Source organism: Streptomyces sp. CB01881 (assembly GCF_002953255.1).
Lineage (GTDB): Bacteria > Actinomycetota > Actinomycetes > Streptomycetales > Streptomycetaceae > Kitasatospora.
This window is the reverse complement of sequence record NZ_CP026498.1, coordinates 5028335-5040381: the sequence shown is the minus strand read 5'-3', so window position 1 is coordinate 5040381 and position 12047 is coordinate 5028335. Positions and strand designations below refer to the sequence as shown.

Annotated in this window: 9 protein-coding genes; 2 read left to right on the top strand and 7 right to left on the bottom strand. The window is 75.4% G+C overall.

All coding sequences use genetic code 11. The annotated features are described in order from the left end of the window. Window positions 1-4 precede the first annotated feature (4 nt). From C2142_RS11940 to C2142_RS11920, 5 genes are all read right to left on the bottom strand, one after another. Window positions 5-1321 (bottom strand): PP2C family serine/threonine-protein phosphatase, encoded by a 1317-nt coding sequence (locus C2142_RS11940; RefSeq protein WP_148642623.1) that lies wholly within the window; start codon window positions 1319-1321, stop codon window positions 5-7. A 3-nt stretch (window positions 1322-1324) separates the two neighbouring features. Further along, a complete protein-coding gene (locus C2142_RS11935; protein WP_148642622.1) occupies window positions 1325-3940 on the bottom strand; it encodes a serine/threonine-protein kinase in 2616 nt (871 codons plus the stop codon). Window positions 3941-3945: 5 nt separating this feature from the next. Then, on the bottom strand, window positions 3946-5310 hold the full coding sequence (locus C2142_RS11930; protein WP_241002528.1) for a hypothetical protein: 1365 nt from the start codon (window positions 5308-5310) through the stop codon (window positions 3946-3948). A gap of 207 nt (window positions 5311-5517) precedes the next feature. Further along, on the bottom strand, window positions 5518-6465 hold the full coding sequence (locus tag C2142_RS11925) for a glutamate ABC transporter substrate-binding protein (RefSeq protein ID WP_148642621.1): 948 nt from the start codon (window positions 6463-6465) through the stop codon (window positions 5518-5520). A gap of 16 nt (window positions 6466-6481) precedes the next feature. Beyond that, complete coding sequence (locus C2142_RS11920) at window positions 6482-7783, bottom strand: hypothetical protein (RefSeq protein WP_241002527.1); 1302 nt, start codon at window positions 7781-7783, stop codon at window positions 6482-6484. 407 nt (window positions 7784-8190) lie between these two features. Here C2142_RS11920 and C2142_RS11915 point away from each other — a divergent pair, with 407 nt between their 5' ends. Continuing rightward, a complete protein-coding gene (locus tag C2142_RS11915; RefSeq protein ID WP_148642620.1) occupies window positions 8191-8766 on the top strand; it encodes a nucleosidase in 576 nt (191 codons plus the stop codon). Window positions 8767-8804: 38 nt separating this feature from the next. After that, window positions 8805-9320, top strand: a complete 516-nt coding sequence (locus tag C2142_RS11910; RefSeq protein ID WP_241002526.1) for a DinB family protein — start codon at window positions 8805-8807, stop codon at window positions 9318-9320. Window positions 9321-9509: 189 nt separating this feature from the next. Here the strand turns inward: C2142_RS11910 and C2142_RS41525 are convergent, their stop codons facing one another. After that, on the bottom strand, window positions 9510-10907 hold the full coding sequence (locus C2142_RS41525; RefSeq protein WP_148642619.1) for a hypothetical protein: 1398 nt from the start codon (window positions 10905-10907) through the stop codon (window positions 9510-9512). A 193-nt stretch (window positions 10908-11100) separates the two neighbouring features. Then, complete coding sequence (locus C2142_RS11900) at window positions 11101-12009, bottom strand: sigma-70 family RNA polymerase sigma factor (protein ID WP_241003172.1); 909 nt, start codon at window positions 12007-12009, stop codon at window positions 11101-11103. Between the last annotated feature and the right edge of the window lie 38 nt (window positions 12010-12047).

Below are 12047 nucleotides of genomic sequence, written 5' to 3'. Positions count from 1 at the left end.
GGCGTCAGCCCACCGGCGGGTGCGGCGGCTGCGGCGGCACGGTCGGCGGGGCGGGCGGGGCCGGGGGCGCGGGCGGCAGCGGGGCGGCGGCCGAGCCGATCACCGGCAGGTCCGGCAGCGTCGGGTCGTGGTCCTCGTCGTCGGCTCCGCCCGGCGTGCCCCCGGCCGGCCGGATCACCGGCAGGTCGAGCGCGGTGGCGGTGCGGGCGTCCTCGTCCGCCGAGGCGTCCGCGCGTGCGGCGCCGGCCAGCCCGGTGGGCGGGTCGATCGGCAGCACGGCGACGGTGATGTTGTCGTGTCCGCCGGCCGCGACCGCGAACCGCACCAGGGTCTGGGCGGCCGCGAGCGGCTCGGCCCGGGCGTCCGGGCGGACGTAGTGGGCGAGGTCGGTGGCGGCCTCGGCGTAGTTCCAGAGGCCGTCGGTGCAGACCAGCAGGACGCCGGGGACGTGTGGGGTGAAGTCCAGGGTGTGCGGGACGACCTCCTCGGCGTCCGCGCCGAGCCAGCCGGTGATGGCGTGGGCGCGCGGGTCGGCGTAGGCCTCGGCCTCGCCCATCAGCCCGGCCTCGACCATCCGGGCGGCCCAGGAGTCGTCCTGGGTGAGCCGGAAGGGTTCGGCGGCGACCCGGTCGTCCGGGATCCAGTACGCCCGGGTGTCGCCGACCCAGCCGATGGTGACCCGGCCGCCGGCGGCGATCGCGCTGACGAAGGTGCAGGCGGGCGCGTTGACGTCGGGCCGGTGCGGCGAGGCGTCGTCCCCGGCGAGGGCGGCGACGGCGGCGGCCGCGTCCGCGACCGCCCGGCGCATCGCCGCGTCGGGCTCGTGGCCGGCCTCCAGCGCGGTGAGCAGCGACTCGGAGGCGGCGTCGACGGCGGTCTCGGAGGCCTGGTCGGGCCGGTCGGAGGAGGAGACCCCGTCGCAGACCACGGCGACCACGACCGGCTCGCCGCCGGGCAGCGAGGAGGCGGCGACGGTGAACGAGTCCTCGTTGCGGTGGTGGCGCACGCCGCGGTCGCTGACGCCGGCGACACCGGCCAGCGACTTCTCCATGTGGTCGCGCGGGCGCGGCTGGGCGCCGCCGCAGGCCTCGCAGTAGCCGTCGGCAAAGACCTGGGGCAGACCGCAGTGGACGCAGCCGGGCCCGGCCTGGGCGGGGACGGCGGGCGTGTCGGGCACGGTCGGCGGGCGGTCGGCGGACCAGCTGGCGGGCATCGCGCCCGGGGCCGGCTTGCCGTCCCGGCCGGCCCCGCAGGAGCCGCAATAGACGTCCTCCGGGTCCAGCGGCTCGGAACAGCTCTGGCACACGGTCTGCTGCGGCATTGGTCACACCCACGTTCTGGGGCGGGCACGGTTGGCCCGCTCCACCATCTCGATCCTGGTCTCGGCCCGGTCGGCCAACCGGGCGAGTACCCGGTAGGACTGCTCCAGTGCGAACCGCAGTTCCCGTTCGGCGGCCGGTCGTCCCAGCACGGTGGTCCGGCCGGGGTCCTCGGAGCCGGCCGAGCCCGCCGTGACCCAGCCGAGGGCGGCGCCGAGCACCTCGACGGAGAGCTCCTCGCGGCGGCGGTCGTCCAGGCGCAGTGCGGTCAGCTGCTCGGAGCCGGCGCCGAGGTCGGCGCCGAGCGGGTCGGTGGCGGGCCGTTCGCGCAGCCGGGCCCGGACGGCGGCGATCCGGGCGGCGGTGAACTGGCTGGAGGTGGCCGGGACGGACTCCAGGGAGTCGACCGCGCCGGCCCGGTCGCCGTCGGCGAGGCGGACCCTGGCCAGCCCGAAGGCGGCGCTCAGGTAGGCGTGGTCGGTGCTCCACACCAGGCGGTAGAACTCGGCCGCGTCGCCGCCGTCGCCGAGGAGCTCGGCGCAGATGGCCAGGGCCAGCTTCGGGGCGCTCTCGCCGGGGAACGCGTCGTAGACGGCGTCGAAGGCCTCGGCGGCGGCGCGCAGCTCGGCCTCGCCTGGCCGCTCGGCACCGGTCGTCCCGTCACCGGCCGCGGCGGCACCCGTCGTCCCGTCACCGGCCGTCTCGTCGCCCTCGGCCCCGCCGGCGTCCGCCTCGTCACCGGCCTCGTCACCGGCCGCGGCCGCGGCGCCGACCAGGGCGGTCAGGCCGCGGTACCAGACGACCCGCCAGTCGTCCGGGTGGTTCTTCTCCAGCGAGGCCAGCGCCTCCCCGGCCGTGGCGTGGCGGCCGAGTTCGAGGTGGGCGCGCAGCTCGCGCAGCCGGCGTTCGACGGAGTCGGCGGGCGCACCGGCCAGCGCGGCGAGTGCCTCCTCCGGGTCGGCGGCGAGCAGGGTGGCGAGGAAGCCGGCGTTCGGGTCGGCCGGGTCGACCCGGGGGACGGGCAGCGCGAGCGCGGCGGCGGCCGGGTCCAGCGCGGTGACCCGCAGCTCCCCGGGCCGTACGGGCGGCTGCACCACTTCGGTGTCGACCACCCGCAGCTCCGGGCCGAACAGGGTGGAGAGCGAGGGCCGCGGCCGGCCGTCCTGGAGCGCGAGGATCTCCCGCAGCACGCCGGTGAGCTGGTCGGCCATCTCCTCGGCGGAGGCGAACCGGCGGGCCGGGTCCGGGTCGGTGGCGCGGACCAGGAAGCGGTAGTACGACTCGTAGGCGGCGAGGACCGGGACGGACTCGGGGCCGGGCAGCGAGTCGCGGTAGGTGGTGCTGTAGCCCTGGAAGTCGAAGGTGAGGACGGCCAGGGTGCGGGCGACGGTGTAGAGGTCGGAGGCGGGGGAGGGGCCGTCGGTGGCGATCTCGGGCGCCTGGTAGCCGATGGTGCCGTAGATCGGGCCGTCGTCGTCGAGGCGGCGGACGGCACCCATGTCGATGATCTTGAGCGCGTCGCCGCTCTGGATCACGTTGTCGATCTTGAAGTCGCAGTAGACCAGGCCCCGGCCGTGCAGGTACCCGAGCGCGGGCAGTGCCTCCAGCGCGTACGCGATCGCCTGCTCCACCGGCAGCGGCTCGCGCCGGCCGTCCGGTGTGCGGCGCTCGTTGGCGATGTCCTTGAGCGACTTGCCGCCGACGTACTCCATCACGATGTAGCCGTCGGTGGCGCCGGTGCGCAGGTCCGGGTGCTCGGCGAAGTTGATGATGCGGACGATGCTGGGGTGGTCCACCTCGGCGAGGAACCGCCGCTCGGCGACGGCCACCGCGAGCGCGTCCTCGTCCCCGGTGTCCAGCAGGCCCTTCAGGACCACCCACTTGTCGTTGACCCGCCGGTCCACCGCCAGGTAGATCCAGCCGAGCCCGCCGTGCGCCAGGCAGCCCACCACCTCGTACTGGCCGCCGACGAGATCCCCCCGGCGCAGCTTGGGCGTGAACGAGTACGGCGTGCCGCACTTGGTGCAGAAGCCGTCCGGACGGCCCGGCTGGCCGTTCTTCTCCCGGCCCACCGGGGCGTCGCACTTGGAGCAGAACCGCTTGCGCTCCGGCACCTCCGGGTTGGCCAGCACCGCCTGCGCGGGGTCGGCCGACGGGACGGTCGGCACCGTCACCAGTCCGGCGCCGAGCCGGTGGCGGGTGCCCGCGCTGACGCTGCCGCGGCTGCTGCGCACCGACACCGAACGGCCGCTGCCGGTCCGGGTGGAGCGGTGCGAGCGGGAGCGGCCGGACATCGTGCGGGACGAGCCGGTCCGGGTGGAGCGCGCCGAGTCCGGGGAGACCCGGGCGGAGGGGACGTACGGCTGGGTGAGCCCGGTGTCGCCGCCGGGGGCGGTGAGGCCGCACTCGTCGCAGTAGCCGTCGTCGTCGATCGTGCTGGCGCAGTCACGCGGGCAGGGCGAGCCGGGGCCCGCGGCGCCCGCGGGGGCCGCCGTCCCCGTCGCCGGACCCGTCGCGACGGACACCGTGCCCGCCGGTGCGAGCCCGCACTCGGTGCAGTAGCCGTCCGCGTCGATCGTCCCCTCGCCGGTGCAGTCCGGCCGTACACACGCCTCGCCCATCGTCCTCAGCCCCCCAGTCCCTGTTCCCGTGCCTGTCCGTCGACCGGCTCACCGCCGGGCCGCCCGCCGGGCGGCCCGGCCGCCGGCCGCAGCGACTGCTGGAAGCGGCCCACGGCCGCGGCCGCCGCCCGCAGGTCGCACGGCGCGCTCCAGAGCAGCCAGCGCGCCTTCTCGTACCGCTCGATCACTTCCGGGTCCTCGGCGACGCGCAGCCGGGCCGCCATCGCCTTGTACGCGTCGAGCCGCCCGCGCAGCTCGGCCCGGACGGCCAGCGGCTGGGTCACCTCGGTCAGTGCCTGCCGGGCCCGGGCCAGCTCCTTGGCGGCCGCGTCCTCCAAGGCGTCCAGCAGCGGCGCCAGCCGGTGCCACTGCCCGCCCTGGCGCAACTCCAGTGCCAGCACGATCCGTTCGCGCAGCGCCGAGGCGGGCCCGGGCACCGCGGGCACCTCGGTGGCGGCGATCTTCGCCAGCACCTCGCCGCGCGCCCGGCGGGCCTCGGCCAGGGTGGCGTCCGCCCGTTGCAGCAGGTCGCCGACGCCCTGGAGCCGTTCCTCGGCGTCGTCGCGCAGCCGCAGCAGGTCCTCCAGCTCCACCCGGACGCCGTCCAGGGCCCGCCCGGCCCGGTCGAACCGCTCGGTGTCGACCACCCCGGACGGCGTGGCCAGCGCGGTGCCGTCCGGGCGGGTGCCGCGCTGGGCGGGCACCCGGGCCGGCCGCCAGAGGGCCAGCGGGTCGCCCCGCACCTCGGCGCGCAGCTCCGTCAGGTCGCTCTCCAGCCCGGCCAGGTCGTCCCCGAGCGGGTGGCCGCCGGCGTGCACGCCGAGCGAGCCGGCCAGTGTCCGCACCCGGCTCAGCTCGGCCAGCAGCAGGTCGATCCGGGCCGGCAGCGCGGACCAGACGGCGTCGGCGGCGCTGACCACCTCCAGGACCGTGGCGTACCAGGAGTTCATCCGGGTCATCAGCTCGTCCAGGCTGACCCGTTCGACCAGCTTGGCGGGCGCGCCGAGGAGTTGCGGTCCGTCCGGGACGGCGCCGCCGGGCACGGTGACCGCGTCGCCGGTCAGCAGCTCGTTCAGCTCGGCGAGTTCGGCCGAGCCGGGCTTGGCCTTGCGGGCGCGGACCGCGCGGGCCGAGGCCAGCGCCTCCGAGTAGCGGTCGAACAGTGCCCAGAGCAGGGGCAGGCCCTGTCCGGCGACGGACCAGCGCTCCCGGGTGCGGCCGGCCAGCTCGGCGCCGTCGAGCAGCCGCAGGCCCGCGTGGTCCTGGAGCGAGAGCAGTGCCGACTCGACCGCGTCGCGTTCGGCGCCGAGGCGCGCCAGCGCGCGGTCCACCTCCTCCCGGCTCAGTGCCGGGCCGGCCGAAGCTGCCAACGCCGTTTCTCCTTCGCTGTCCTGGTCTTCCCCGGCCCGGTCCTCCCCGGCCACGTCCGCGCTGCTGCGGCCCGCGCCGGTCCGGCCCCGGCCGTTGCGGCCTTCGCCGTCCCCCGGCCCGCCCCGACCCTAGCCTGAGGTCCCGCGCCCGGACCGGGTCCGGTCGTCAAAGGACCGTCAAGGACGGGACGTGGCGCTTCACGCGGCTCAACGCCGGTCCGGCCAGTAGTGGTCGGCGTCGTTGAGCATGTACGGCTTGAGCCAGCGGTCGTAGCCCGCCCGCCAGGCGCCGTTGGCGTGGTAGTCGGCGAGCACCTGGTTCACCCGGGCCGTCAGGTCGGTGCTGTTCTTGAGCATCGCGATGCCCATCACCGCGGGCCGGACCTCGCCGTCCACCACCCGGACGGTCTGGTCCTGGGCGGCCTGGCTGGCCGCGAGGCCGTCGTCGGTCATCGTCGCGTCGACCTTGCCGAGCTGCATCAGCACCAGGCAGTCGAGGTGGTTCTCCACCGAGACGATCTTCCCGACCTTGGGACGGGCCTTCAGCTCCTCCTCGGCCGAGGAGCTCGACGCCGCGCAGACGGTCCTGCCGTCCACCGCCTCGTCGATGGTCTTCGCCGGGGACGCCTTGGGCACCACGACGCGCTGGCTGGTGCTGAAGTACGGCTTGGAGAAGGCGACCTGCTGGAGCCGGTCACAGGTGATCGTCATGGTCCGGACGATCAGGTCGACCCGGCCCTGCTGGATGAACTCGACCCGGCCCGAGGTGGGCACCGCCTTGAGCACCACCTTGTCCGGGTCACCCATGATCGCGGTGCCGACGGCCTTGGCGAGGTCGATGTCGAAGCCCTCGATCTGGCCGGTGTTGGGGTTGCGGGAGCCCCAGCGGAAGCTGTTCTGGTCGATGCCGATCACCAGGCTCCGCTTGGCCTTGATGGCCTTCACCGCCGGGCCGTCCTCGCTGCTCGGCGGCACGCTCTGGTAGACGTCGCAGTCGTTGCCGGCCTGCTCCTGCTGCGGCGCCTGCGCCGGCGGGAGCGCCGCGGCGGCAGGCAGCACCGCGCCCTGCGGGCCGCCCGCGCCGAGCACCACCGCGCAGGACGCCAGCAGCGCCACCGCCGTCGCCGCCCGGGCCCGTACCGTTCCCCTGCCCATCGTGTCCGTCCCCCCTCTACCGGTACTCGGCCAGTCGCCGGCCGAGGCCGCGGACCGCCGAGGCGGCTGCGGCCAGGGCCAGTACCGCGACCGCCACGGCGGCGGTGCGCAGGTCCCCGTCGGTGCCTTCGGCCGCCTGCTCGAACTGCTTCAGCTCGGCGGCGGCCTGCGCCAGCCGCTGGTCGGTGGCGTTGAACGAGGCGTCGGCCGTCCCGGGCACGTCCGCCTCCTTGACCGTCACCGTGGCGTCCAGCGCGCCCTGGTAGTCGGCGTCGACGTTCTCCAGCCTGCTCGCGGCGAGGTGCCGGTCGCGCCAGTGCTGGTACTGCTGCTGCGCGTCGGTGATGGCGGCTTGGGCATCCGCCGGGGCCAGCCGCAGGGCGTCCGGCAGGGTGCCGGCCGGCCCGCTCCCGCCGTCCGTGGCGGCCAGGTGCTCGGTGGTCTTCGTCCAGAGCTCCGCGTACTTGGTGGAGGAGCCGCGGGCGACGAAGTGCAGGTTCTCGGCCAGCCGGGCGGTCAGCACGTCGACCCGGGCGGCGTTCAGCGCCCGCAGCGGGGCGGCGCCGTGGCGCTCGCTGTCGCGCAGGGCGGAGTTCACGCCCGTCCCGGCGACCGTCAGCCAGAGCACCGCGGACAGCACGGCCGCGGTGGCGCCCAGCAGGCCGATGTTGAACACCCGGTTGGTCCGCCGGTACAGCACCACCTGCACCCAGACCAGCGTCGCCAGTGCCAGCACGCCCAGCCCGTACGCGGCCCACGGCACCGACCGGGCCGCGGCGTAGTCGTCCGCCAGCTCCTGGTTCTCGGCCGCGCTCAGCTGTGCGGCGGCCGGCAGCAGCACGGTGCGCATCTGGTCGGAGGCGTACCGCAGGTAGGCGCCGCCGAGCGGGAAGCCCTGCCGGTTGTCGGCCCGGGCGCTCTCCACCAGGCCGGCGTAGACCGGCACCTGCTGGTTGAGGGTGGCGAGCCAGCCCTGGGCGGGGGAGGAGGCGGTGGTCCGCGCCGCCGCCTCGGCGATCAGCCGGGAGGCCGTGGCGAGGTCCTGCTCGTAGCGCTCCCGGACGGCCTTCGGCTCGGCGCCCGCCAGCAGGAAGCCGGTGGCCGCGGTGGTGTCCGCGTCGGCGAGCGAACGGTGGATGTCGGCGGCGGCCTGGCTCAGCGGCTGGCTGTACGAGACGACCCGCTCCGCGGCCTGCGCCCGGGAGTTGACCTGCCACGCGGTGAGCGTGCCGAAGGCGAGCGTGACCACCGCCAGCAGCGCCCCGGCCAGCCGCAGCCGGCCCGGTGCCGTCCGGGTGGCCCGTCCGATCCTGGCCACCGGGCCGCGGCCCCCGGCTGCGGCGGTTCCCCCCGGCCGCACCGGCACCACTGCGCCCGGTCCCTCCGTGCCTACTGGTGTCGCCACCCGCCTCACCCTCCCCTGTGGCCCGGCCCGTCGTCCGGGCCCGGCCGTTGCCAGCAGTATGGCCGTCGCTCCCCGCGGCCACACCCGACTTGCGCCGATCTTGAGCATCTCCGAGTGCCGTTCGCGGGAACCGTCCCCGGGCACTGGTTCCGAGCACCGTCATCGATCACGGTTGGGGCCGGCCGCCCCGGGCGCGGGGCGGGTGGCGATCGGGTCGACGCGGGATGCACCCTATGCGGTTCCCCGGACACCCGGAGGGGAGGGGTCCGGTTCTGTGTGTGCTCGGCGGCCGGACGGGAGCCCGTCCGTACCATGGCGGTATGCGCCTGATGGGAACGATCTCCGCCGACCGCCCGCTCGTCGTCGTCGCCGTCCGGGAGGAGGCCGCCCACCTCGGCGAGCGGCTGCCGGTGCTGCTCACCGGAATAGGGAAGGTCAACGCCGCCGCCGCGCTGGCGACCGTCCTGGCACGGGGCGAGCACCCCTCCGAGGTGCTCAACCTCGGCACGGCGGGCGCCCTGCGGCCCGGCTGGGAGGGCACCCACACCGTCACCCAGGTGATCCAGCACGACATGGACAGCCCCGCCCTGTTCGAGCTGACCGGCCGCACCTACGGCGCCCCGCTGGTGGTCGGCAAGGGCGAGGGGCCGATCCTGGCCACCGGTGACCTCTTCGTCTCCTCCACCGAGGCCCGCGAGCGGCTGGCCGAGCACGCCGACCTGGTCGACATGGAGGGCTACGCGCTCGCCACCGTCGCCCACCGGGCCGGGGTGCCCGTCCGGCTGGTCAAGCACGTCAGCGACGAGGCCGGTGACGGCGCCTCGCACACCTGGCGGGAGTCGGTCGACGACTGTGCCCGCCACCTCGCCGAGTGGCTGCACGGCCAGGGCTGGTGACGGTCGATCAGTAGTGGTGCGTGGCTAGGGTGGCGGGCGTGACCGAGAACGCCGCGCGCAAGCGCTCCGACGTCCGCCCGCCCGGCCTCAACGCCGACGAGCCGACCACCCTGCTGACCTTCCTCGACTACCTGCGCGAGGCCGTCATCGGCAAGACCGACGGCCTCTGTGACGAGGACGCCCGCCGCCCGGGCGTCGCCTCCGGCACCAGTCTGCTCTGGCTGGTCCGGCACCTCACCGCGGTCGAACTCAACTGGTTCCTCTGGGCCTACCGCGGCGAGGACGTCGAGCCCTGGGACGACGACGCGCCCTCGCCCGGCGACGAGACGGTGGCCGGGGCGGTCGCTGCCTACCGGGAGGCGGCCGCCCGGGCCAACGAGGTGATCACGGCCGCCGCGGGCGACCTGGACCGCCCGGGCGTGCGCTCGCTGCGGCCCGGCGCCGAGGCGCCGTCGATGCGCTGGCTGCTGGTCCACATGATCGAGGAGACCGGCCGGCACGCGGGCCATGCCGACATCATCCGCGAGCAGCTGGACGGCGCGGTCGGGCGGTAGCCGGCCGGACCGGTGACGGAAAGAAAAGGGCGTCCTCGGGCGGGCCCGACGCCCGCCCGAGGACGCCCGGTCGGGAAACCCCGGCCGGGCACCGGCCGGCCCCGCCCCCGGCCCGACCGGACCCCGGCCGTGCGGCACGGTGGTCCCGGTCGGGCCCGCGGTGGCGAGGCCGTTGCCGGTGGCGCGGGGTCAGCTCCGCTTGGCCATGAAGTCGAGCATGCCCGCGGCCTGGTCGTCCAGGTACGGCCCGGCCATCCAGGTGGTCTTCCAGGCGCCGCCGCTCTCCTCGCAGTCGCAGGCCGCGTTGTCACTGACCAGGGCGGGCTTGCCGTCGCGGAGGGCGAGCCAGCCGCCGCCGCTCGACCCCGGGGTCATGGTGCAGCCGATGGCGATCAGCGGCGGGCGGGCCGGGTCCCAGGAGACCCGGGTGGCCGTGGATCCGACGCAGCGGTTCAGCTCCTGGCCGTCGAACGGCGCGGCGGCGGGGTAGCCGTAGCTGGTGGGGGCCAGCTGCTCGCGGGGCGCATTGAACCAGACGGGCACGGAACCGCCGACGGTCTCCTCAAGGGACTTGCCGTTGTCGGCGGGTGCCACCCTCACGATGGCGTAGTCGTAGTGGCTGCCCACGCCGCTGAGGTGCGACTTGAACGACTTCCACTGCGGGGTGGTGAGGACCTCGGTCATCGGGAACTCGCCGAGCGGCTCGGACTGCTCCTTGGTGGGCGTCTTCTTCCCGCTCGCCGCACCCGTGCTGTTGTAGCCCGGGATGAACGTGATCTCCTTGTCGTAGGCGCCGTCGCTGGTCACGCAGTGGCCCGCGGTCCACACCAGGTTGCTCTTGCCCGGGTGCGCCGGGTCGGAGACCACGGTGGCCGAGCACGAGCCCCCCGTGCCGTCGGGGTGTACGGCGAACAGCCGCCCTTCGAACATGTACTTGCTGTACGGGTGCGGGAGGGCCTCCGCCTTGATCATCTGAGGCGCGGGGTCGTTGCCGTTGTCGTTCGCGGCCTTGGTGGCGGGGGCCTTCGTCGCCGGGGCCTGGGTGGCCGGGGCCTGGGTGGCCGGTGCCTGGCTCGCGGGGGCCTTGGTGGCGGGGGCCTGGGTCGGAGCCTGTGAGGCCGGTGCCTGGGTCGCCGGGGCCTTGGTGGCGGGGGCCTGGGTCGGCGCCTGCGAGGCCGGGGCCTTGCTGGCGGTGGGGGCCTGCGAGGCCGGGGCCTGCGTGGCGGGGGCCTGGGTCGCCGGGCCCGGGTCGGGGAGGTTCGCCTTGCCCGGGGTCGCCGGCTTGGCGGCCAGGAGCTTCTCGATCGTCCAGAAGCCCTTGGCGGCGGCGGGGATGGCGTCCTGCTTCGCCCACTTCTCCCAGTCCTCGGACTTCCACTTCTTCAGGTCGTCCAGGTTGGCCGGCAGCCCCAGGAGGGACGCGCCGGCCGAGGCGGCGGCAGCGGCGTCCCCGGCTTCGGGGCTGTTGTCCGGGCCGCAGGCCGAGGTGGCGAGCAGCGCGAGGACGGCCGTGGCGGCGGCCAGGACGGTCCCGGCGGTGCGGCCCGTCCCGCGGTTGCTCCGGCGGGAACGGTCTATCGATGACATGTGTTCTCAATCCCCCTGTGAACAAAAATGCATGGCGTCGTCTCAGTGACGCCGGTGGTGCGGGTGGGATCATCCCACTAACCGTCAACACCTGGAGCAGCCGGGTCCGGGCCTTCCACGCGACGTACACGTCGTTCCGCCCCCGCACGGGCGTCGTGCGGGGGCGGTACACGTTCGGCGCCGGCCGCTCCCGCTACTCCCGGAACGCCGACAGGTCGAGCGCGTCCAGCCGCTCCGGGGCGGTCAGCACGTCGATCGCCGCGATCGTGCCGTCCACCACGGTGAACGCCATGATCGAGACCGGCCTGCCGTCGGCGCCGATCACCACGACCCCGGCGGCGCCGTTGACCAGCGCCGGGCGGGCGTACGGCGCGAGCGAGCGGAACATGACCGCCTGGCCCGCCACCGTCGCGGCGCCGGTGAGCACGACGCCCCGGGAGGCCCCGCCGGCGTAGCCGTCCGCACGGAGCACCACCTCGGGGTCGAGCACGGCGAGCAGCGCGTCCAGGTCGCCGGTGCGGGTCGCGGCGAAGAAGGCGTCGACGGCCACCCGCTGCCGGGCGAGGTCCCGGTCGGGGGCCGGCGCCTGGCCCTGCACCTTGCGGCGGGCCCGGCTGGCCAGCTGGCGGGTGGCGGCCGCGGTCTTCTCGATCAGCGGCGCGATCTCCTCGAACGGCACCGCGAACAGGTCGTGCAGGACGAACGCCACCCGCTCGGCCGGCGACAGCGACTCCATCACCACCATCAGCGCCAGCCCGACCGAGTCGGCCAGCAGCACCTCCTGCTCCGGGTCGACCACGCCCTCGCGGGCGAGCAGCGGGTCCGGGATGCGGGACTCCAGCGAGTCCTCGCGCCGCTGCGCGCGCGAGCGCAGCAGGTTCAGGCAGACCCGGCCGACCACGGTGGTCAGCCAGCCGCCGAGGTTCTCCACGTCGCCCGTGTCGGTGCGGTCGTACCGCAGCCAGGCCTCCTGGACGGCGTCCTCGGCCTCGCTGATCGAGCCGAGCATCCGGTACGCCACCGCGCGCAGATGCGGCCGGTGCTCCTCGAACCGCCCGGTCCGGTCATCGGCCCGGGGACCGCCCGAGAGGTCGGGCGGCAAGACTTTCTCGTCCACCGTGTCACATTCCTTCGTCGCCG

Bases quoted from the DNA above. Each gene is read 5' to 3' on its own strand.
- C2142_RS11940 (WP_148642623.1), bottom strand. From the start codon at position 1,321: ATGCCGCAGCAGACCGTGTGCCAGAGCTGTTCCGAGCCGCTGGACCCG.
- C2142_RS11915 (WP_148642620.1), top strand. From the start codon at position 8,191: ATGCGCCTGATGGGAACGATCTCCGCCGACCGCCCGCTCGTCGTCGTC.
- C2142_RS11935 (WP_148642622.1), bottom strand. From the start codon at position 3,940: ATGGGCGAGGCGTGTGTACGGCCGGACTGCACCGGCGAGGGGACGATC.
- C2142_RS41525 (WP_148642619.1), bottom strand. From the start codon at position 10,907: ATGTCATCGATAGACCGTTCCCGCCGGAGCAACCGCGGGACGGGCCGC.
- C2142_RS11925 (WP_148642621.1), bottom strand. From the start codon at position 6,465: ATGGGCAGGGGAACGGTACGGGCCCGGGCGGCGACGGCGGTGGCGCTG.